The organism is Pseudomonas monachiensis (assembly GCF_047345015.1).
GTDB classification, from domain to species: domain Bacteria; phylum Pseudomonadota; class Gammaproteobacteria; order Pseudomonadales; family Pseudomonadaceae; genus Aquipseudomonas; species Aquipseudomonas monachiensis.
This window is the reverse complement of sequence record NZ_CP178857.1, coordinates 4641835-4663491: the sequence shown is the minus strand read 5'-3', so window position 1 is coordinate 4663491 and position 21657 is coordinate 4641835. Positions and strand designations below refer to the sequence as shown.

Below are 21657 nucleotides of genomic sequence, written 5' to 3'. Positions count from 1 at the left end.
TCTATTGATTTTGTTTTTCCGTTAAAAATTCAACCAAGCACTTGCTTGGTTGACTACGCTTGCTCCAGACCAAAAAAACAGGAGCGAGTCGCATGTCTGCTGCTTTTCGTTTGCCGCTGGACGTTTTCTACGAGCGTGAGGCCCGTCATCCCCGCCAGCGCTTTCTGGTCCAGCCTGTCGGCGGTGGTCAGGTCGAGACCTTGACCTGGGCCGATGTCGGTCATCAGGCACGCTGTGCAGCTCACTGGCTGCGAGCGCGGGAACTGCCGCAGGGTAGCCATATCGCCCTGATCTCGAAAAACTGTGCGCACTGGATCATTGCCGACCTGGCGATCTGGATGGCCGGGCATGTCTCGGTGCCGCTGTACCCCAACCTGACCGCCGAGACCGTTGCCCAGGTACTCGAACATTCAGAAGCGGCGCTGGCATTCATCGGCAAGCTCGACGACTGGCCAGGCATGTCCCATGGCGTCAGCTCCGACCTGCCGACCATCAGCCTGCCCCTGCATCCCCCAGGCGACTTTGATTTCAGCTGGACCGACCTGCAACGCAACTCGCCCATCCAGGATAATCCCAAGCCTGCCGCCGACCAACTGGCGACCATCATCTACACATCCGGCACCACGGGCATGCCCAAGGGCGTGATGCACAGCTTCGGCAATCTGGGGTTCGCCACCACACGCGGCACTGCGTTGTTCGGCCTCAACGAGTCGGACCGGCTGTTGTCCTACCTGCCGCTGTGCCACGTTGCCGAGCGGATGTTCGTCGAACTGGCGTCGATCTATACCGGCCAAACAGTGTTTTTCGCCGAGAGCCTCGACACCTTCCTCACCGACCTGAAGCGTGCGCGGCCGACCGCACTGTTTGGCGTGCCGCGCATCTGGACCAAATTCCAGATGGGCGTGTACAGCAAGATCCCGGCAAAACGCCTCGACTTCCTGCTCGGCCTGCCGATCATCGGCAAACGGGTCGGGCATAAAGTCCTCGCCGGGTTGGGGCTGGATGCGTTGCGCATCGCCTTGTCCGGCGCGGCTCCGGTGCCGCAGACCTTGTTGCAGTGGTACCGCAAACTGGGGCTGGACGTGCTGGAGGTCTACGGCATGACCGAGAGTTGCGGCTACTCCCACATCGGCATGCCGGGCCAGAACAAACCGGGCTGGATCGGCAAGCCGTGTCCAGAGGTCGAAGTGCGGATTGCCGAGACGGGGGAGGTCATGGTGCGCAGTGGTGCGACCATGCTCGGGTATTACAAGGAGCCGGAAAAAACCGCCGACACCATTACCGAGGACGGCTTCCTGCGTACCGGCGACAAGGGCGAGGAGGACGCCGAAGGCAATCTGCGCCTGACCGGACGCTTGAAGGAGATCTTCAAGACCAGTAAAGGCAAGTACGTGGCTCCGGCACCGATTGAAAATCGCCTGGCCGTGCATTCGCGCATCGAACAGGTTTGCGTGGTGGGCGACGGCTTGAGTGCGCCGCTGGGGTTGTGCGTGTTGTCGGCGGTCGGCCAGCAGGATGCCGGCGGGGCCGCGCGCGCCGGCCTGCATTCGAGCCTGGAAAAACTCCTGGAAGAGGTCAACGGCGCCCTCGACAAGCATGAACAGCTGCGACGCCTGGTGGTGGTCAAGGACAGTTGGGCCGTGGAAAACGGCTTTCTCACTCCGACCCTGAAGATCAAGCGCAACGTGATTGAAGCGGCTTACGGTGAGTGCTTTGAGGAATGGAGCGAGCGCAGCGAAGCGGTGCTGTGGCAGGATTGATCCACGAACAAAACCAACAAGGAACCTCTGCGATGAGCCTGTGGCGCACCATCCCGAACATCGAGCAGTTGAACGCGATCCAGAAAAATACCATTGGCGAAGTGCTGGACATCCGTTTCGAAGCCTTCGACGACGAGTCCCTGACTGCCAGCATGGTCGTCGATCACCGCACCCATCAGCCTTATGGATTGCTGCATGGCGGTGCCTCGGTGGTGCTGGCCGAATCGGTCGGCTCGATGGCCAGCTACCTGTGCATCGATGCCAGCAAATTCTATTGCGTGGGCCTGGAAATCAACGCCAACCATTTGCGCGGTCTGCGCAGCGGACGGGTGACGGCGGTGGCCAAGCCGATCCACATTGGCCGCACGACCCATGTCTGGGACATTCGGCTGACCAGCGATGAGGGCAAGGCCAGTTGCGTGTCGCGACTGACCATGGCGGTGGTGCCGTTGGGTGAGAATCCGCCGGTACGTTGACGGTTTGAAATCAAAAGATCGCAGCCTGCGGCAGCTCCTACCACCATTCCTGGTAGTTATGGTCATTGCTGTAGGACGCGGTCTTGCGGACAATCAACGCCTGTTCTAACTCATGGATTTGCAGGTATGTCGCAACAGATCTTTTTCGCCCACGCCAATGGTTTTCCTTCGGGGACCTACGGCAAGTTGTTTGCGGCGCTGGCACCCGAGTTTGAGGTGACGCATCTGGAGCAGCACGCCCACGACCCGCGCTTTCCGGCGGACGACAACTGGTACAACCTGGTGGATGAGCTGATCCATCACCTGCAACAACAGGCCGAGCCTGTGTGGGGCGTCGGTCACTCCTTCGGTGGCGTGTTGCACCTGCATGCCGCTTTGCGCTGCCCTGAGTTGTATCGCGGGGTGGTGATGCTCGACTCGCCAGTGCTGACACGCACCGACCGATGGGTCATACGGGCGGCCAAACGCTTTGGTTTCATCGACCGTTTGACCCCGGCCGGGCGTACCCTGGGCCGCCGTGAAGAATTCGCCGACCTGGACAGCGCCCGCAAGTATTTCGCTGGCAAGACCCTGTTCCGCGGCTTCGACCCGGAATGCTTCGATGCCTACCTGCAACACGGCTTGCATCAGGTCGGCGACAAGCTGCGCCTGCGCTTCGACCCGGCCACGGAAATCAGCATCTATCGCGGCGTGCCGCACACAAGCCCGGGCAGCACCCGGCAGTTGCAAGTGCCGCTGGCGGTGGTTCGCGGGCATGACAGCCGCGTGGTGATGCGTCATCACGCCAGTTCGGTCGACCGCCTGCCGCTGGGAGAGTCGTTGACCATGCCCGGCGGCCACATGTTTCCGCTCGAACGTCCCCTTGATACCGCTGGCATGCTCAAAGGCCTGTTCTATCGCTGGGGCGGCCGTCGACAGCAGGATTGCGCATGAACCACGTCGTCGAAGAGGTTCGCCTGAGCCTGCCGCACATCGAACTGGCGGCGCACCTGTTCGGCCCTGAAGACGGATTGCCGGTGATTGCCCTGCATGGCTGGCTGGACAACGCCAACAGCTTTGCCCGCCTGGCACCCAAACTCAAAGGCCTGCGCATCATCGCACTGGACATGGCCGGTCACGGTCATTCCGGGCATCGCCCGCCGGGCGCTGGCTACGCCATGTGGGACTATGCCCACGATGTGCTGCAAGTCGCCGAACAGCTTGGCCTGCGCAAATTTGCGCTGATGGGGCATTCGATGGGCGCCATTGCTTCGCTGATCATCGCCGGGTCGATGCCCGAGCGGGTTACCCACCTGGCGTTGATCGACGGCATCATTCCTCCTACAGACAAAGGTGAAAACGCTGCCGAGCGCATGGGCATGGCCCTGCAAGCGCAACTGGATCTGCGGGAAAAGCGCAAACCGGTCTACGACACTCTCGACCGGGCCATCGAAGCGCGCATGAAGGGCCTGGTGGCGGTCAGCCGCGAGGCCGCCGAACTGCTGGCGCAGCGTGGCCTTATGCCGGTGCCGGGCGGTTACACCTGGCGCACCGACAATCGCCTCACGCTGCCATCGCCGCTGCGTCTTACCACCGAACAGGCCATGGCCTTCGTCCAGCGGATCAAGTGTCCTGCAACATTGGTGGTTGCTGCCGACGGCATGCTCGCCAAACACCCGGAGTTGCTGGAGCGTCTACCCTTTAGCCGGGAACAGCTGCCAGGCGGCCATCATTTGCACCTCAATGACGAGTCCGGTGCTGATCTTGTCGCAGACTGTTTCAATCGGTTCTTCGCCACTCCTTGACTTGCGCCGGGCAACTGTCGAGGCTTGGCGGGTTGAAAAGGGAGACAACCATGATAGATCTCTACACCGCTGCGACCCCGAATGGCCACAAGGTCTCTATCGTGCTCGAGGAACTCGGCCTGCCCTACACGGTGCATGCCTTGAGTTTCGACAAAAAGGAGCAGAAGTCCGCGGACTTCCTCAAGATCAACCCCAATGGCCGGATTCCGGCGATTGTCGACCGCGCCAACGGCGATTTCGCCGTGTTCGAATCCGGCGCCATCCTGATTTACCTCGCTGAACAAACCGGCAAACTGATGCCATCGGACCCGAAGGGACGTTCGCTGGTATTGCAGTGGCTGATGTTCCAGATGGGCGGGATCGGCCCGATGCAGGGCCAGGCCAACGTGTTCTTCCGCTACTTTCCGGAAAAGCTTCAGGGCGCCATCGACCGCTATCAGCATGAAACCCGTCGCCTCTACGAAGTGCTCGACACCCGGTTGCAAAGCGTGGAGTTCCTCGCCGATCAGTACAGCATTGCCGACATCGCCACCTTTCCCTGGGTGCGCGGCTACGAGTGGTCGGGCGTCTCGGTGGAGGGCTTGACGGCGTTGCAACGCTGGATGGCAACCCTGGAGGCCCGGGCGGCGGTGCAGCGTGGTTTGCAAGTACCCAAACGCGCCGATGAAGCCAGTGTCATCAAGGGTGCCCAGGCCATGCTGATCCGATGAGTCTATCCATGCGTTCATTCAGTTTATTGGTGCTGTGCAGTTTCAGTCCCTTGTTGTTCGCCGCCGATGTTCCGGGCAGTCAGGACCTGCCGATAGTACCGCGCATGGTCGACGCCCAGATTGTCGACTATCGTCCTGCCGCCGAACTGGAGCGGATCTACCCGCTGGGCTCGATCCGGAAAATCAGTGGCCAGTTACGTTTCGACGGCCAGGTCAGTGCCCGCGGCAACGTCACTTCCGTGACCTACGAGTTGCCACCGGAGCATTCATCCATCGAGGCGTTCACCGCTGCCCGCGAGGCCTTGCAACAGCAGGACGCCGGCTTGCTGTTTTGGTGCCAGGCGCGCGATTGCGGTGAAAGCAGCCTATGGGCCAATGAAGTCTTCGGCAACGCCAAGCTGTACGGCGCCGACGATCAACAAGCCTATCTGCTGCTGCGACTTGCCGCTCCACGGGACAACACGCTTATCGCGCTGTACAGCATCACCCGGGGTAATCGCAAAGCCTACCTGCATGTCGAGCAGTTCGACGCTTCGGCACCGCTGGGCGAGTTGTTGCCGACCTCCGCGACCTTGCTGCGTGAACTCAAGAGCACCGGCGAGCTCGATTTTTCCACGTTGAACAGCGCACCTGACGAGACCTGGCTCCGCCTGATTTCTCGCGGGCTGAACCTGGACACCACCTTGCGGGTCAGCATTTCCGGAGCGAATGCCGAAGCCTGGCGTCAGGCACTGATTGGCCAGGGCGTGCGTGCCGCGCGGATGGAAGCTGGCAGTGCCGGAGGCTCTGGCCTGCACATCGAGCTATTGCGCTAGGCTGTACCGGGCGAGCGCGTACATCGCGTTCGCCTACTCTTTTGCTGACTGACTTTTTCGAGACTTTTGATGATCAATAACGATCGCCTATTGGTGCAGATCCTGCTCGTGGTGTTGTTCGGCGCGAGCTTCTGGGTGATGGCGCCGTTCTGGTCGGCGATGTTCTGGGGCGCGGTACTGGCGTTTGCCAGTTGGCCGCTGATGCGCTTGCTGACCCGTTGGCTCAATGGCCGCGAGTCGCTGGCGGCGGCATTGCTGACCCTGGGCTGGATGGTGCTGGTAGCTGCACCCTTGGTGTGGCTGGGTTTCAATCTTGCCGATCATGTGCGCGATGCCACGGCTTTCATCAAGGATGCGCAGGTCGAGGGGCTACCCGAAGCGCCGCTGTGGCTGGGTTCGATTCCCCTGGTGGGCGGACGGCTGGTGGGGATCTGGAACAGCATCGATGAGCAGGGCGCGGCGATGATGGTGTCGCTCAAGCCTTATCTGGGGCAGATGGGTAACTGGTTGCTGGCGCGCAGCGCGCAGATCGGCGGCGGTATTCTCGAACTGACCCTGAGCGTCGTCTTCGTGTTCTTTTTCTATCGTGACGGGCCGCGCCTGGCGGCGTTTGTACACACGTTGCTGGAGCGGCTGATCGGTCAGCGGGCCGGCTATTACATCGAATTGGTGGCGGGCACGGTTCAGCGGGTGGTGAACGGCGTGATCGGTACCGCCGCGGCCCAGGCGATCCTGGCGCTGATCGGGTTCCTGATTGCCGGCGTACCGGGAGCGTTGGTACTCGGCATTGTGACGTTCATGCTCAGCCTGATCCCGATGGGCCCGCCGCTGGTGTGGATTCCGGCGACCGCGTGGCTGGTCTGGAAAGGCGAGTACGGGATGGCCATATTCCTCGGGATCTGGGGCACATTCGTCATCAGCGGTGTCGACAACGTGCTCAAGCCATACCTGATCAGCCGTGGCGGTAACCTGCCGCTGGTCATTGTGCTGCTTGGGGTATTTGGCGGGTTGATTGCCTTTGGTTTTATCGGCCTGTTCATTGGCCCGACATTGCTGGCGGTGGCCTACAGCCTGTTGATCGACTGGAGCAAGCCTCAGGCGCGGGTTGACGATCGTCGGCCCTGAGATTTGTATTCTGCTTGGGGAACTCGACACAATGGCCTCAAGGACTGGCCTTGCCTGAGCCGTCGCGACGATTTACCGATCATCGGGTCCCGCAGCGGCGCTGGTTCCGCTACAATGCGCGCCGATTTCGACTTGCCTGAGAGCCCACTCATGTCCGCCTGCCAGACTCCCATCATCGTCGCCCTGGATTTCCCTACCCGTGACGCCGCACTGAAGCTGGCCGATCAGTTGGACCCGAAGCTGTGCCGGGTCAAAGTCGGCAAGGAACTGTTCACCAGTTGCGCCTCGGAAATCGTCGGTACCCTGCGTGACAAGGGTTTCGAAGTGTTTCTGGACCTCAAGTTCCACGACATCCCGAACACCACCGCGATGGCCGTCAAGGCGGCTGCGGAAATGGGCGTGTGGATGGTCAACGTGCATTGCTCCGGCGGCCTGCGCATGATGGCTGCGTGCCGTGAAGTGCTGGATCAGCGCACCGGTCCGAAACCACTGCTGATCGGCGTGACCGTGTTGACCAGCATGGAGCGTGAAGACCTGGCGGGCATCGGTCTGGACATCGAGCCCCAGGAGCAGGTGCTGCGCCTGGCCGCCCTGGCGGAAAAAGCCGGGATGGACGGCCTGGTGTGCTCGGCCCTGGAAGCCCAGGCACTGAAAGCGGCGCATCCGTCACTGCAACTGGTGACCCCGGGGATTCGTCCGGCGGGCAGTGCCCAGGACGATCAGCGCCGCATTCTGACCCCGCGTCAAGCGCTGGATGCCGGTTCCGACTATCTGGTGATCGGCCGTCCGATCAGCCAGGCGGCGGATCCAGCCAAGGCGCTGGCTTCAGTTGTGGCTGAATTGGCCTGATCAGACACCGCAGAACCCATTGTGGGAGCGGGCTTGCTCGCGAAGAGGGCGTGTCAGTCGACGAAGATGTTGTCTGGCACACCGCATTCGCGAGCAAGCCCGCTCCCACATTGTTTTTAGGGTGACTTCAAAAATCGGGTTACACCTTCAACACCAGCTTCCCGAAATTTTCGCCGCTGAACAATTTCATCAGCGTCTCCGGGAACGTCTCCAGTCCTTCGACGATGTCTTCCTTGCTCTTGAGCTGTCCCTTGGCCATCCAGCCGGCCATTTCCTGGGCGGCGCTGGCGTACTGGGCGGCGTAGTCCATCACCACAAAGCCTTCCATGCGCGCGCGGTTGACCAGCAGTGACAGGTAGTTGGCCGGTCCCTTGACCGCCTCTTTGTTGTTGTACTGGCTGATGGCACCGCAAATCACCACCCGCGCCTTCATGTTCAGGCGGCTCAACACTGCGTCGAGAATGTCGCCACCGACGTTATCGAAATACACGTCGACGCCTTTCGGGCACTCGCGCTTGAGGCCGGCGAGGACGTCTTCGCTCTTGTAGTCGATAGCGCCATCGAAACCCAGCTCATCGATCAGGAACTTGCACTTGTCGGCGCCGCCGGCGATGCCAACCACCCGGCACCCTTTGATCTTGGCGATCTGCCCGGCGATGCTGCCCACGGCGCCGGCTGCGCCCGACAGCACCACGGTGTCACCGGCCTTCGGAGCGCCGACGTCGAGCAGGGCGAAGTACGCCGTCATCCCGGTCATGCCCAGCGCGGACAAGTAACGTGGCAGCGGTGCCAGTTTCGGATCGACCTTGTAGAAACCTCGCGGCTCGCCGAGGAAGAAATCCTGCACGCCCAGGGCGCCGTTGACGTAATCCCCGACCGCGAACCCCGGGTTGTTCGAGGCAATGACTTTGCCCACACCCAAGGCGCGCATGACTTCGCCGAGCCCGACCGGCGGGATGTAGGACTTGCCTTCGTTCATCCAGCCACGCATGGCCGGATCCAGGGACAGGTATTGGTTCTCGACCAGGATCTGACCCGCCGCCGGCTCGCCGACCGGTACTTCCTGGTAGGTGAATGTCTCACGGGTCGCCGCGCCAACCGGACGTTTGGCGAGCAGGAATTGGCGATTGATCTGGGAGGTCATGGCAGGCACTCAGGATGAATGAAGCTTTGTTGATAGCCGGTCAGCGCCGATGCCGCAAGTTCGGCTGATGCGGCGAATGCAGCCTGATCCAGTGCAGTGATAGTTGGTACGGCAGTTCCATCACTGCAACTCATGGGCACCCAACCGGAGCCTTGATAGTGCTGCCGTGTTCAAGACCTCCATGGCTAGACTGGTCCTACGCGATTCCCCGCATTCTTCTTTTGAGGACATAACAATGAGCATGACGTTTTCCGGCCAGGTGGTCGTGGTGACAGGCGGGGCGGCCGGTATTGGCCGCGCGACCGCGCAGGCATTTGCCGCAGAGGGCCTGAAGGTCGTGGTGGCCGATATGGACGCGGCGGGCGGAGAGGGCACGGTGGCGCTGATTCGTACAGCCGGTGGTGACGCGACCTTCGTGCGCTGCAACGTTACCCTGGAAAGCGATGTAAAAAATCTGATGGAGGAGGTGATCAACTCTTACGGTCGCCTCGACTATGCCTTCAACAATGCCGGCATCGAAATCGAGAAAGGCAAGTTGGCCGAAGGTACGCTCGACGAATTCGACGCGATCATGGGCGTCAACGTCAAAGGTGTCTGGCTGTGCATGAAATACCAGTTGCCGCTGTTGCTGGCGCAAGGGGGCGGCGCGATCGTCAACACAGCATCGGTGGCAGGCCTTGGCGCGGCGCCGAAAATGAGTATCTACGCAGCCTCTAAACACGCAGTGATCGGCCTGACCAAGTCGGCGGCCATTGAATACGCCAAGAAGAAGATCCGGGTCAACGCGGTGTGCCCGGCGGTGATCGACACGGATATGTTCCGTCGCGCTTATGAAGCCGACCCGAAAAAAGGCGAGTTCGCCAACGCCATGCATCCGGTCGGTCGCATCGGCAAGGTCGAAGAGATCGCCAGCGCGGTGCTGTACCTGTGCAGCGATGGCGCGGCGTTCACGACTGGCCATTCGCTTGCGGTGGATGGTGGCGTTACTGCGTTCTAAAGCAACGCATCTCTACCAAAGAAGAGTTGCAACCTGTGGGAGCAAGCTAGCTCCCACAGTTTTTTTGGTTACGCTAAAGGACCAGGCAATGTGTTTCAAATGATTAGATCCTATGGTTTTGGCGGCGTTGTCGCACATGTCTTCGAACACTCCTGTGATTAACTGCTTCTCGCAAAATCAACAGGAGTTTGCTTGCTCATGGAATTGAGAATCGACCGACAGGCGCTGGTGCCCGTCGTACAGCAAATTGTTGACGCGCTGACCTGCTGGCTTCATTCCAGCGGGGTATCGCCCGGTACGCGCCTGCCTTCGGTGCGACAGATCGCGCGGATCAACTTGCTCAGTCAGGTCAGTGTTGCCCAGGCTTGTGAACGCCTGGTGACGCAGGGGATGCTGGTGTCAGGTCATGGGGCGGGCTATACGGTTGCCGACCCGGTATTGGCCGCGGGTGCAAAGCACGAGCCGGTGTGGTTCGAGGGAGCTGAGCCCGAGATCAGGCCCTGTTCGACTGAGTTGAGGCTGGGCTGTGGTGGGCTGCCTGAAAGCTGGCGCGAGACAGACGATCTGATTTACGCGATTCGGCAAGTCAGTCGTTCCGACACGGCCAGCCTGTTCAACTACAGCACGCCGCTGGGTTTGCCGGCCTTGCGACAACAGATCCTCAAGCACCTCAGGCAGCTGGATATCCGGGCGCAGGACAACCGGATCATGACCACGGCGGGCGCCAGTCAGGGGCTTGACCTGATCGTGCGGACACTGTTCAAGGCCGGTGATTGTGTGGCTGTGGAGAGTCCCGGCTATCCGGTGCTGTTCGATCTGCTCAGGCTGCACGGCATCCACATGGTCGAAGTACCGCGAACACCGCGCGGGCCGGACGTGGACGTGCTCGAATCGGTGCTGGTCAAACACCGGCCTCAAGGGCTGCTGATCAATAGCTTCTATCACAACCCGACCGGCAGCAGCCTTGCACCGTTGGTGGCGCGCCGCGTGCTGCAGCTGGCCAGGACCTTCGACGTACAGGTGATCGAAGACGACGTCTATGCGGATTTGCACAGCGGTTCCGGTATGCGTCTGGCTGCGCTGGACGACAACGTGATCTACGTGGGCAGCTTTTCCAAGACCCTCAGCAGTTCCTTGCGGGTCGGTTTCGTGGTGGCTGGTGCCGAAGTCATTACGCGCCTGGCCGAGGTCAAGATGATCAGTGGCATGGGCGCCTCGCGTTTTTGCGAGTCGGTGCTGGCGTGCCTGTTGGCTAATGGTGCCTACCGCAAACTGGTGCAGCGTCAGCGCCAACGCTTGAGCTGCGACCGGCTGGCGGTGCTGCAATTGCTCGAGGATGCCGAATGGGAAGTTTTCGGCAAGCCGGCGGGAGGCTTGTTCATCTGGGCGCGATCACGAATGTCCGACTACGATCAGCTGCGGACCCAGGCGCGGCGCCTGGGTGTGCTGCTGTCATCGAAGACCGCCTTCAACCCCTCGGGTGAGGCCAGTGACTGGCAGCGTATCAACGTGGCCTATGCCTGCGATCCGCGAGCCCGGGCGTTCTTTCAGGCCACTGCACGGGATCGACCTCAAGCGTTCTGAAAACGACGTTGGCGTAGCTTTTTGCCATTATTCCGGCGCCAGAGCCTTGTGTTGCCACCGGCCCGTTGCGAATCTGCGTCTACAGACTTTGGCAGGGGACTAAGTGCAATGAATTCGGCCGTGCAAGGACGTTTTGCCAACCTCGGTATGGCGAAAAAACTGGGTGTCGGGTTTGTCCTGGTACTGTTGTTGACTGCATTGGTGGCGGGCATTGGCGTTTGGTCCCTGCAAACCATCAGCCAGCGCTTCGACGGGCTCAAGCAGATGTCATCGCTCAACAGCGGTTTGCTCAAGGTGCGGCTGCTGGAGCAGGAGTACGCCTTGCACGGCAGTCCGAAAACCGTCGATGCCCTGCACGAGGGCGTCGATGGCCTGATCGCCCTGGCCGGCCAGCTCAAGGCCGCTTCTGCGGCCAACGTGCCGGTGATGAATGATGTCGAACAGTCCCTGGGGGACTATCGCAAGGCTTTCGACGAGTTTGTCTCGCTTACCCAGGCCAAGGACCTGGCCCTGGAAATGGCCAGTTGGTCGGTGTCCAGCGTGGCCAATAACCTTGATGTATTGCAATCCGGGCTCGTCGATGACGGCGCCTATACGCTGAAAGAGTCCGAAGGCAAGGACGGTGCGCAATTCATCGAGCAGGCCAGCCAGGTCAGCCAGGTTTCACGCTTGATGCTGCAAGCCATGAATGAAGCGCGCGTGCGCCTGGATCAAAGCCGCAAAGGTGACGATAGCGCCGGGCAGGGCAAGATCGAACAGGCCAGCCAGGCACTGGCCCAGGCCGAGCAGCTCAAGACCACGGTCAAGGATGAGGGCTATCAGACCGTCCTCAATGAGGTAATGGGCCATATCGTCAGTTTCAGCGACAAACTTGCCGAGTACACCGGGCTGCTGGAGCAGGAAAAAACCGTCTATCAACAATTGCACCAGCGCGCAGCCCAAGTGGTCGAACGGGTGGATCAGGCTTATGTTGCACAAGACATGGCGATGCAGGCTGAACTGAAAAAGAACTCGTTGCTGATCATCGGCTCCTCCGCCCTGGCTTTGCTGGTCGGGTTGGTTGCCGCGTGGTTTATCACCCGGTTGATCGTGGCACCGCTGCGCCGTGTGATTGAGGTGGCGCAGCAGATTGCCTCAGGGGATTTGAGTGCGACCATTGACGTGACCCGTCGTGACGAAATCGGCCAGTTGATGCAGGCAATGCAACAAATGGGCGCGGGGCTCAGCCATATAGTCAGCGGCTTGCAGTCGGGTATCGAGCAGTTGGCGACTTCCGCCCAATCGCTGTCGGCGGTGACTGAACAGACCAACCTCGAAGTCAGCACGCAGAAGGAGGAAACCGAACAGGTCGCCACTGCAATGAATCAGATGACGGCCACGGTGCATGATGTCGCGCGTAATGCAGAGGAGGCGGCCCTGGCAGCGCAAACGGCTGACGGCAAGGTTGAAAGTGGCCAGCAGGTGGTGCGCCAGAGCATGGCGCGGATTGAACAACTGGCGAACTCGGCCACCTCGGCCAGTTCGAGCATCGAAAGCCTGAGTGCGGAAATCCAGAACATCGGCACGGTTTTGAGTGTGATCAAAAGTGTGGCGGAGCAGACCAATCTGCTGGCATTGAACGCGGCGATCGAGGCGGCCCGGGCTGGCGAGCAGGGCAGGGGGTTTGCGGTGGTGGCCGATGAAGTGCGTGCGTTGGCCAAGCGAACCCAGCAATCGACCGAGGAAATCGAACGCCTGGTCAGCGCCTTGCGTTTGGCGGCGCAGTCGTCGGTGCAGCAGATCCAGAGCAGTGGCGAGTTGGTGAAGCTGGCGGTCAGCGATGCCTTGCAGACCGAGAGTGCGCTGGGAAGCATTGCGGCGGCGGTGTCGCTGATCCAGCAGATGAACCAGCAGATCGCCGCGGCGGCGGAGGAGCAGAGCTCGGTGGCCGAGGAGATCAATCGCAGTGTCACCAGCATTCGCGCCAGTGCCGATCAGTCATCGCTGGCGATGCAGGGCAATGCCGCGTCCAGTATCCAGTTGGCGCAACTGGGGGTTGAACTGAAGGGAATGGTGGGGCATTTCAGGCTTTGAAACGATCATCGGCCAGGCCAAAAAAGCCGCGGATGATTTCGCGGCCGACGATTATCGTCGTTTCAGCCCGCGCTTCCAGGGCGAAAACTTCGCGAAAAACCTGCTGCTGGTGCAACAGGTACAAGCGCTGGCGGCAGAAAAAGGCGTGACGGCGGGCCAACTGGCGCTGGTGTGGGTGCTGGCCCAGGGTGACTGCCTGATTCCGATTCCGGGCACCAAGCAACGTAAATACCTGGAAGAAAACGTGGCCGCACTGGAGGTGACGCTGAGTGGCGAAGAACTGCACGCGCTGGAAGCGATCTTTGCGGCCAATGCCACCGCAGGCCTGCGTTATCCGGAAGAAGTCATGAAACTGCTCGACCGCTAAGGGTTGCCGGCCCGTTCGATGAACCGGGCGGGCCGGGCAACACCGCGTCAGGCCTTGGCCGGCAGACCATTTCCCGATCGCAAAAGCAAGATCAAAAGATCGCAGCCTTCGGCAGCTCCTACAGGGGAACGCGTACACCACCATACAACGAGGTCGAGCGTTAGCTCGCCTCGCGGTGCTGTTGCGGTGCACGCCCCCTCGAGAGGCCGAGCGCAGGTTCTGCGCAGTGGGCAACCCGGCATGGATGCCGGGTTAGCCGCGTACGGCCATGGATGGCCGATCGCGGCGGGCCCACGGAGCAGGACCGGAGCAAGGGGATGCCGAGCCTAGGCGAGGCACCGAACGTAAGGGGCAAAAGCGTTTGGTTACTTGGCGCTTTTCCAAGTAACCCGCTGTAAAAGCGGAACCATAGGAGGCCGTTACCGCAGAAATGAATATGTACACCACCAATAAAATACTCCAGCCAGGAGGCCGCCATCGCCAGCAAGCCGTCTCCTACAGGTATCGGTGTTCCCCGGAATTGCGTGAAGAACCCAAAAAAAGCCACCTCTCGGTGGCTTTTGTGATTTCGCTGATCAGTCGTAGATCACTTTCTTCTTCCAGTCCGCATCAGCCTCGACGTCCTTGAGGCCTTCGGTCAATTGGTTGACCTCGCCTTCGACCGGTGCGATGCGATCCATGACCTGGTCGTTGGCGCGGGCCAGGAGTTTTTCCAGGTACCCCAGTTGCTCGGCGTAGACCTGTGGGTCCTGTTGTTTGCGCAGGTATTGCACGCCGCGCTCGAATGCCAGGCGAGCCTGTCCGGGCTGGTTCTGTTGCAGGGAGTGCTGGCCGAGGTTGTTAAAGAACTCGATGTGCAGCAGTACCAGGATGTGGCGCACTTCACGAATCCAGCGCTTGGCTTCGTTGGGGGGCAGGAAACCGTCCTGTGCCGCACGGGTAATCTGGCCGTGCAGGGCTTCGAGCAGGAAGCGTACATCCTTGGCCTTGGCTTCCGTCTGGATCGGTGCTGGCGGATTGTTGACCGGGATGGATTCACCCTGGCCGACAAGGGCCTCCAGTTCGGCGATCCGCGCCTTGAGGTTGGCGCTGGATTTTTCCAGGTTGAGCAGGCGCTGGCAGACGTTCAGTTCCAGACGGGCCAACAGTAGCTTGAGGGCCGGGGTCATCAGCTGGCCGGGGAATGTCTCGGTGATCTCGCCGCAGCGTCGCAGGCGATCGTTGAGCTCGATCTTGGTACGGGCCTTTTCCAGCTTGTTGTTTTCCACCACATGGTTCATGTAGCCAATGGCGATCAACAGTGCGATCCCGACTACAACTAGCAGGGTGATCATGAGTGGCGTCACCGGTAAGACCTCTTTATAGGTTACGCATGGGAGTCTGGTGGCTTGGCAATTGAGCGCCCAGGCCCGCACGACGGGTTGGATCGGACATGCTTGTACTTATATCGGCCGGAGCCCCGTTTCTATAAATGATGGCACTCGATATACAGATTGCCATCACCCCGTGGACTATAACGTCTTGGCGGGTGCCAGAATATAGGCGTCAAACGCCGGGCAGCGGAAAAACCGCAACGGCTCCCAAAAGCAGGTCGAAGTCATTGATTTAAATAAATTTATATCAGGGGGTTGACGACCTCTCAATCCATCCATAGAATGCGCGCCACTTGCAGCGTAAAGCACACAGCGAAACGAAGCAGGGAGTGAATGTTGTACGTGTGTCCCCTTCGTCTAGTGGCCTAGGACACCGCCCTTTCACGGCGGTAACAGGGGTTCGAGTCCCCTAGGGGACGCCAATGCGGGAATAGCTCAGTTGGTAGAGCACGACCTTGCCAAGGTCGGGGTCGCGAGTTCGAGTCTCGTTTCCCGCTCCAATTTTAAACAGCGTTGCTTTCGGGCAGGGCTGAGTGAAACCAGAACCAAGTCTTCGGATGCGGCTCTGGACACCGAAACACACACCATGTGTTCCGGGTAGCGTGTCCCCTTCGTCTAGTGGCCTAGGACACCGCCCTTTCACGGCGGTAACAGGGGTTCGAGTCCCCTAGGGGACGCCATTTGCGGGAATAGCTCAGTTGGTAGAGCACGACCTTGCCAAGGTCGGGGTCGCGAGTTCGAGTCTCGTTTCCCGCTCCATATTTAACGAAAACGCCGCTCATTGAGCGGCGTTTTCGTTTGCGCGTAAAAAGCAGGATCAACCGCTGAGGGTTTGTACCAGGCTTTCGAGCGCTTCAGTGGTTTTCTCATCCTGCACCTGTTGCGCAGCTGCAGCCGCTTTGAGTTGGCGTGTCAGTCGGTATTCGCTGGGCGTACAGTTGGCGAACTGCTTGAAGGCACGGGCGAAGTAGGAAGGATCCTTGAAGCCGGCTTCATAGCCGATGCTGGTAATCGGCATCTGGCTGTTGTCGAGCAGGTCTTTGGCGAAGTTCATGCGCTTGTCCAGGATGTAATCCGTGAAGCCCTGCCCATTGGCTTCCTTGAACAGGCGGCTGAAGCGAAATGTCGTCATGCCGCAGCGCTGCGCCAGGTCCCTCTGATCGATGCTGTCACGAAAGTGCTGTTCGATGTACAGCATGACATTGCTCAACGCCTGGTGTTTTTGGTGTCCTGAGGTCAGCCGGATGCTGTCCGGCAGAGTCGGGGAGTGGTCGATCTGCGATGACTTGCCCTGGCCGTGGGCATTTCGGCGCAGCTCGCAGAGCTGCAGCACTGCCGTCAGGTAACGCTTCCTCTCGGTGGTCGAGAGCGGAAGCACCATGTATTCCCAGACGCTGGAGCGCATGGCCCATACAGCCAGTTCCTCTGAGTGCTGCACGGTGAACATGGTGATCGGGATGGTGGGGGTTGTGCGTTTGATCTCCAGCAATAGCTTCAAACCTGGAGTGTCGGGGCGATCGAAATGGACGCAGATCATGTCTGCGTGTTCCCTGATGGGCAACACGGAGTTTTTCGCCAGATTGCACTCGCAGGCGTCCTCGAACTGCGTGACGAGTTCTTTCGTGGACCGATCATGAGTCAGATCGAACCACAGGAGCGATGGCCTTTTGGTCAAATTGGACGTCATGTCTCTACTCGGTGGTTCTAGTGACTCTCTTCGCCAGTATTGCCAATGTGCTATCACTTTGCAGATTTAATCCCGATAGAAAAGACGGTTTTTAGTTCCATTCGCTCTATGGGTTGCCTGGAAGTCTGTCCAGGGCGAGTGTTTGCTCGTGAGTCTTCGAAAAAACCGGGTTGAACCGCCTGTCGCTTGTGAATCAGTGGCAATTGCCTTTGCGTTTCAATGCCTTGTTTACCCCTCCCGTTACTGCTGCAAAGGCCAATGCTGCGTATTTGGTCGTCCCGCAAAAAAGTCCTAGCGATGCGCAAAATCTTCCTAACGCTCATGCCTTGCTCCTGACTAGTGTTGCACTCAGGCAGCGCAGAACGTACTGCCTCAGAAAAAACAACATTCGAGTGAGGTGGGCAAAATGATCATGCAAACAATCAAGGCTTCGGTAGTGAAGTTCGTCAAAGACGAAGATGGCCTGACCGTTGTGGAGTACGCGGTAGCCGGTGGGTTGGTTACGGCGCTTGTCGTCACAATTTTCACGAACCTTGGCTTAGCGGTTCAGACAAAAATGCAGACACTGTGCACCGCGATCAAAGGTTCCGCTTGCTGATAGTTCCCGCTGGGGGACGCGTCGATGTCCACGGAGCAGCCGGTTGCCGCTATTTCTGATAGGGCGCCGGCAACTTTCTTAATGGGCTTCACGTTGTCCCTGTTCCAAATCACTGCGTTGTTCAAGGCCGCCAACAGCAACGTTGTGTGCTAACGATTAATACCCGCAGGGAGACATGCCATGTCCACGGAACTGGTATCGATGGTTTTACTGATAGGACTTTTGGGCGTGGCGGTGGTGAGCGATCTGCTTAGCCACCGTATTCCCAACATGCTTGTCCTGGTGGGGCTTACCTTGGGATTGATCGGTCAAATGTACACAGGTGGTGTCAGCGGATTGGGTGACGGCCTGCTGGGTATCCTGATCTGTTTTGCGCTGTTTCTGCCGATGTACGCCTTCGGTGGCATGGCCGCCGGTGACGTCAAGTTAATGGCCATGGTCGGCAGTTTTCTACCGTTCCAGCTCGCGTTGTGGGCTGCAATGTTCAGCCTGATAGCTGGCGGCGTATGCGGTTTATTGATCGTGCTGGTTCGCGGTCAATTGCGTCAGACCCTGGGGCGCTATTGGCTGATTCTAAGGGCGCAGGCTTATCTGGCGCCAACTTCAGATGAAGTCGCTGGCAAGCCTTTCCCATATTCGATTGCAATATTGATCGGCACTTTGAACATAGTCTACTGGCAAGTTGCCGGTGGATTCGGAGGTTAGACATGCACGTCATCGTCGATAGTGATGCCTACCCCAGCGATCGGGGAGCGGTGCAAAGATTGGCTCCTCAGCCGTGCACAATCCGCGAAACCGGTCTGACCGACAGTTTTCTCGGCGAATTGGTGTGCAAGCATTTGTTTGATGCCGGGGTGCTGGACATGTCGCGGCTGGTGGAACGCCTGGCGCTGACCGGCGCGGTACTAGAGGAGGTCCTGGCGTTTCTGCGCAAGGATGGCCGTGTCGAAGTGCTGGGCCAGGTGAGTCAAACGGGCGGGCAGATGCTGCGTTATGGCCTGACCGAACGTGGTCGCAGTGCCGCCCGCGATGCCCTGTCGCGTAGCGGTTATATAGGCGCAGCACCGTTTCCGGTGAGTACCTACCGGTCCCTGATCAAACTGCAGACCATTCACCATGGTCGCATCAACGCCAACGATATGCGCAATGCCCTTGCTGGCGTAGTGCTCACGGAGGAGATGCTGGATCAGTTGGGTGTGGCGATGAACTCCGGGCGCGCGATCATGATTTATGGCCCCGCGGGTACCGGCAAGACTTATGTCAGCAGTCGGCTGATCCGTCTGTTCGCCGAGGCCATCTGGATCCCCCATGCCATCGTCATCAACGAGTCGGTGATCGAGATCTATGACCCGCAGGTGCATCAGCGGCTCGATGATAACGCTCAACAGAACACTTTGATGCTCAACGAAGGCATCGACCGTCGACTGCTGTGCTGCAAACGCCCGATCGTCATCACTGGCGGTGAGTTGAGCATGGAACAGCTGGACGTTCGCTATGACCCTTTCACCCGTCAATACCAGGCTGCCTTGCAGCTCAAGGCCAGCAATGGCCTGTTCATCATTGACGACATGGGGCGCCAGCGCATGGCTCCCGCCGAGCTGCTCAATCGCTGGATCGTCCCGATGGAAGAGAAGCGCGACTTCCTCAACCTGGGCGGTGGTCGGCATTGTGAGTTGCCGTTCGATCTGATTCTGGTGTTTTCCACCAACCTCAATCCCCTGGAGCTGGCCGATGAGGCCTTCCTTCGCCGGATTGGCTACAAGCTGCAATTCGGTTACCTGAAGCCTGAGGAGTACGAAAAGATCTGGCGTCAGGAAAGCGAGCGTCTGGGCATTTCCTATGACCCGCTGCTGGTGCGTTATGTGCTGCAAAGGCTTTATGCAAGTGAAGGCATGCCCCTGGTGCCTTGCCATCCCCGCGATCTCCTGAACATGGCACTCGATCGCCAGCGTTATATGGGCGGTTCCGGACCACTGTCACCGAAAGAGTTGGAATGGGCCTGGCACAACTACTTCGTCCAGCTCGACTTTCTTTGATACGGAGATACTGACATGAGCTCTCGCACGCTTACCCTGATAGGCGTTTCCCTGGCCATGGGCCTAGGGGCTGCATGGATGGCCGACTCCTGGCTGAGCGCGCGGCTCAATGCCAGCCCGGATGACCACCTTCGAAACGTGGTGGTCGCCACGGTAGAAATTCCATTCGGGCAAATGGTCGAGGCCCAGCAGGTCACGACCGTACGCATGCCCTTGGATACGATCCCGGACGATGCCTTCGATGCCAGTGAAAAAGCCGTGGGCAAGATCGCAACCTTCGACATTCTGCGGGGCGACATTGTGCGCGGCGCACGGCTGAGCGAACACCTGGGGGGCAGCACCCTGGCCTCGTTGATTGCGCCTGACAAACGCGCCATTTCGGTACGGGTGGACGATGTGGTCGGCGTCGGTGGATTCCTGTTGCCGGGTAACCGGGTCGATGTACTGGCGACCAAAACCACCAATGCCGGCAGTAACAGCGCCACGTCCAGGACCATCCTCGAGAACTTGCGGGTGCTGGCGGTGGATCAGACTGCGGGCACCGACAAGACCCAACCGGTAGTGGTGCGCGCAGTGACCCTGGAGATGTCGGCCGCTGAAGCGGAAACCCTGGTCACGGCGCAGACGGAAGGCAAGTTGCAACTGGCGCTGCGCAACCCGCTGAACCTCGAGAAGAAAAGCCCGGCCGTTGCGCCTGCCACGCCTGCCACGCCTGTCGCACCTGTTGCCCCGGCCATGGCCGTGGCCACCGCCGAGGCGCCAAAACGTGTGGTACAGCGCAGCAGTGGCGAGGGCGCGGGTATCACCGTTATCCGCGGGACCGACGCCAAAGTGGTCAACATTCGCTGACAGTGTGCAACAGGTGCCTGGGCACCAGGGTATTGGCGGAGCCGATCCGGATCAGTGTCGGCAATCGAGGGCTTGATGATGAATCTTCGTATTCAGCGGCCGTTCACTTCGACGCCAAGGCGCCAGGAAGGATCGGTGAGTGTTTTGATGGTGATCGCGTTGGCGGCGATGGCCATGATGGCGGCGTTGGCTTTGGATGGTGGGCATATTCTGCTGAACAAAACGCGCCTGCAGAATGTGGTGGATGCCGCCGCCCTGAGTGGCGCCAAAACCCTGAGCCAGGTGGCGGGTGGCAGCAACAGCGCCAGCACGACGCGCACCGCCGCGCTCAATACGCTGGTACAGAATGCCAATGCCCTGGGCAACAACGAACTGGCCACGGCTGTGGGCGGCAACGCCGCTGCATTTGCGGTGGTGGAGCTGGCAAGCAGCGTCTATGGCCCGTTCTCCTATCCCGGCCCGTCGGATGCCAAGTACGTCCGGGTATCGGTACCGAGCTACAGCCTGACAGGATTTTTCTGGAACTTCGCCCAGGTATTTGGCGCTGGCGGTCTGGGAGCCAAAGCGGTGGCGGCGATAGCCACCGCCGGACCCAGCCCCACCAACCCATGTGATGTCGCACCGTTGATGATCTGTGGCGACTCGACTCAATACGACCCGGCCGCCGGCATGTTCTGGGGCTTCCAGTTTGGTGATTTGCAGGTGTTGAAGTCAGCTGCCAACAATTCGTCCGCCATTGGCCCTGGCAACTTCCAATTGCTCGATTTCGGTTCGGGCGGCAGTTCGGTCAGAGAAGACCTGGCCGGTGGCGGCTCGGTCTGCCGCAATGTGGGGGAGACTGTCCAGACCTCACCCGGCAACACGGTCGGCCCTGCGTCTCAAGGCTTGAATACGCGCTTCGGCATCTACAACGGCCCGGTCAGTGCCTCGAACTATCCGCCAGACATGGTGACGTCGTCGAGCAATCCCGCGATCACTTACAACGACTCGGTTACCCCGGCGCAGACGCTGTACCAGGGGCAACCCGTCATCTCGAGTGGTGGCAATCTCACTGCGGGCAGCAACGCGATACTGGACTACAACGACTGGAAGGCAAGTGTTGCCGCCTGTGTAGCGGGGTCCGGCAGTGGTTGTCAGGGCGGTGGGGTATTCGAGCGCCGGATGCTGAAAATCGTCGTTGGTGACTGCACCGGCAAACAGGGCGGTTCAACTACGATCCCTGTCCTGGGCTTTGGCTGCTATTTCGTGGTGCAGCCCATGGATGGCGGCGGCACGCAAGCGCAGATCTTCGGCCAGTTTGTGCGCGAGTGCGAAGGCGACAATGTGGCCGGCCCGTCGCCGTCGACCGATTCCGGCCCGCAGATCATCCAGCTCTACAAAACCTATATCAACGGCAGCGGCACTCCGAGCACTGACTCGTAGGAGGTGTC

19 protein-coding genes, 4 tRNA genes and 2 pseudogenes are annotated in these 21657 nt (G+C 59.9%); 22 read left to right on the top strand and 3 right to left on the bottom strand.

All coding sequences use genetic code 11. The annotated features are described in order from the left end of the window. Positions 1-92 precede the first annotated feature (92 nt). From ACMDB8_RS20845 to pyrF, 8 genes are all read left to right on the top strand, one after another. Positions 93-1760, top strand: coding sequence for an AMP-binding protein (locus tag ACMDB8_RS20845; RefSeq protein ID WP_409078940.1), 1668 nt, complete (start codon positions 93-95; stop codon positions 1758-1760). 32 nt (positions 1761-1792) lie between these two features. Further along, positions 1793-2236, top strand: coding sequence for a hotdog fold thioesterase (locus ACMDB8_RS20840; RefSeq protein ID WP_056727989.1), 444 nt, complete (start codon positions 1793-1795; stop codon positions 2234-2236). Positions 2237-2362: 126 nt separating this feature from the next. Continuing rightward, positions 2363-3169, top strand: a complete 807-nt coding sequence (locus ACMDB8_RS20835) for an alpha/beta fold hydrolase (protein WP_056727987.1) — start codon at positions 2363-2365, stop codon at positions 3167-3169. Continuing rightward, positions 3166-4020: an alpha/beta hydrolase gene (locus tag ACMDB8_RS20830; RefSeq protein WP_056727985.1), complete on the top strand. Its 855-nt coding sequence runs from the start codon at positions 3166-3168 to the stop codon at positions 4018-4020. Before ACMDB8_RS20835 ends, ACMDB8_RS20830 begins: the two co-directional genes overlap by 4 nt. 50 nt (positions 4021-4070) lie before the next feature. Then, positions 4071-4730, top strand: a complete 660-nt coding sequence (locus tag ACMDB8_RS20825) for a glutathione S-transferase family protein (RefSeq protein WP_056727983.1) — start codon at positions 4071-4073, stop codon at positions 4728-4730. Between the two features lie 8 nt (positions 4731-4738). After that, positions 4739-5545, top strand: coding sequence for a DUF4892 domain-containing protein (locus tag ACMDB8_RS20820; RefSeq protein ID WP_409078939.1), 807 nt, complete (start codon positions 4739-4741; stop codon positions 5543-5545). 69 nt (positions 5546-5614) lie between these two features. After that, positions 5615-6670: an AI-2E family transporter gene (locus ACMDB8_RS20815; protein ID WP_056727980.1), complete on the top strand. Its 1056-nt coding sequence runs from the start codon at positions 5615-5617 to the stop codon at positions 6668-6670. 150 nt (positions 6671-6820) lie between these two features. After that, the gene (pyrF, locus tag ACMDB8_RS20810) at positions 6821-7519 is read left to right on the top strand and encodes an orotidine-5'-phosphate decarboxylase (protein WP_008016546.1); all 699 of its coding nucleotides are present in this window, start codon (positions 6821-6823) and stop codon (positions 7517-7519) included. Positions 7520-7658: 139 nt separating this feature from the next. On the opposite strand, the gene ACMDB8_RS20805 is transcribed toward pyrF, so the two are convergent. Further along, positions 7659-8663, bottom strand: coding sequence for an NADP-dependent oxidoreductase (locus tag ACMDB8_RS20805; RefSeq protein ID WP_056727978.1), 1005 nt, complete (start codon positions 8661-8663; stop codon positions 7659-7661). A gap of 235 nt (positions 8664-8898) precedes the next feature. Here ACMDB8_RS20805 and ACMDB8_RS20800 point away from each other — a divergent pair, with 235 nt between their 5' ends. The 5 genes and pseudogenes from ACMDB8_RS20800 to ACMDB8_RS20780 form a co-directional block, all read left to right on the top strand. After that, positions 8899-9660, top strand: coding sequence for an SDR family oxidoreductase (locus tag ACMDB8_RS20800; protein ID WP_056727976.1), 762 nt, complete (start codon positions 8899-8901; stop codon positions 9658-9660). A gap of 198 nt (positions 9661-9858) precedes the next feature. Then, positions 9859-11244 (top strand): PLP-dependent aminotransferase family protein, encoded by a 1386-nt coding sequence (locus tag ACMDB8_RS20795; RefSeq protein ID WP_056727974.1) that lies wholly within the window; start codon positions 9859-9861, stop codon positions 11242-11244. Positions 11245-11352: 108 nt separating this feature from the next. Further along, positions 11353-12456, top strand: a pseudogene (locus ACMDB8_RS20790) (HAMP domain-containing protein); the annotation flags it as partial. Further along, positions 12436-13317 carry a methyl-accepting chemotaxis protein gene (locus ACMDB8_RS20785; RefSeq protein WP_409078949.1) on the top strand — a complete coding sequence of 294 codons (882 nt, stop codon included), beginning with the start codon at positions 12436-12438 and terminating at the stop codon, positions 13315-13317. The pseudogene ACMDB8_RS20790 and the gene ACMDB8_RS20785, both read left to right, overlap by 21 nt. Positions 13318-13333: 16 nt before the next feature. Next, positions 13334-13684 (top strand): annotated as a pseudogene (locus ACMDB8_RS20780) (aldo/keto reductase); the annotation flags it as partial. 575 nt (positions 13685-14259) lie between these two features. Here the strand turns inward: ACMDB8_RS20780 and ACMDB8_RS20775 are convergent. Then, positions 14260-15018, bottom strand: a complete 759-nt coding sequence (locus ACMDB8_RS20775; RefSeq protein WP_056727275.1) for a hypothetical protein — start codon at positions 15016-15018, stop codon at positions 14260-14262. Between the two features lie 385 nt (positions 15019-15403). Between ACMDB8_RS20775 and ACMDB8_RS20770 the strand changes: the two genes are divergently transcribed. The 4 genes from ACMDB8_RS20770 to ACMDB8_RS20755 all read left to right on the top strand — a co-directional run bounded on the left by ACMDB8_RS20770 (position 15404) and on the right by ACMDB8_RS20755 (position 15816). After that, a tRNA-Glu gene (locus ACMDB8_RS20770) sits at positions 15404-15479 on the top strand. A 2-nt stretch (positions 15480-15481) separates the two neighbouring features. Continuing rightward, positions 15482-15557, top strand: a tRNA-Gly gene (locus tag ACMDB8_RS20765). 104 nt (positions 15558-15661) lie between these two features. Further along, a tRNA-Glu gene (locus tag ACMDB8_RS20760) sits at positions 15662-15737 on the top strand. 3 nt (positions 15738-15740) lie between these two features. After that, positions 15741-15816 (top strand) — tRNA-Gly (locus ACMDB8_RS20755). A gap of 58 nt (positions 15817-15874) precedes the next feature. On the opposite strand, the gene ACMDB8_RS20750 is transcribed toward ACMDB8_RS20755, so the two are convergent. Beyond that, on the bottom strand, positions 15875-16744 hold the full coding sequence (locus tag ACMDB8_RS20750; RefSeq protein ID WP_409078938.1) for an AraC family transcriptional regulator: 870 nt from the start codon (positions 16742-16744) through the stop codon (positions 15875-15877). A gap of 406 nt (positions 16745-17150) precedes the next feature. Between ACMDB8_RS20750 and ACMDB8_RS20745 the strand changes: the two genes are divergently transcribed. The 5 genes from ACMDB8_RS20745 to ACMDB8_RS20725 all read left to right on the top strand — a co-directional run bounded on the left by ACMDB8_RS20745 (position 17151) and on the right by ACMDB8_RS20725 (position 21649). Beyond that, positions 17151-17342: a Flp family type IVb pilin gene (locus ACMDB8_RS20745; protein WP_056727267.1), complete on the top strand. Its 192-nt coding sequence runs from the start codon at positions 17151-17153 to the stop codon at positions 17340-17342. A 180-nt stretch (positions 17343-17522) separates the two neighbouring features. Next, positions 17523-18047, top strand: a complete 525-nt coding sequence (locus tag ACMDB8_RS20740; RefSeq protein WP_056727265.1) for an A24 family peptidase — start codon at positions 17523-17525, stop codon at positions 18045-18047. Positions 18048-18049: 2 nt separating this feature from the next. Next, on the top strand, positions 18050-19378 hold the full coding sequence (locus ACMDB8_RS20735) for a hypothetical protein (protein WP_056727263.1): 1329 nt from the start codon (positions 18050-18052) through the stop codon (positions 19376-19378). Between the two features lie 15 nt (positions 19379-19393). Beyond that, positions 19394-20227 carry a Flp pilus assembly protein CpaB gene (gene cpaB / locus ACMDB8_RS20730; protein WP_056727262.1) on the top strand — a complete coding sequence of 278 codons (834 nt, stop codon included), beginning with the start codon at positions 19394-19396 and terminating at the stop codon, positions 20225-20227. A 75-nt stretch (positions 20228-20302) separates the two neighbouring features. Next, the gene (locus tag ACMDB8_RS20725; RefSeq protein ID WP_056727260.1) at positions 20303-21649 is read left to right on the top strand and encodes a pilus assembly protein TadG-related protein; all 1347 of its coding nucleotides are present in this window, start codon (positions 20303-20305) and stop codon (positions 21647-21649) included. Positions 21650-21657 lie beyond the last annotated feature (8 nt).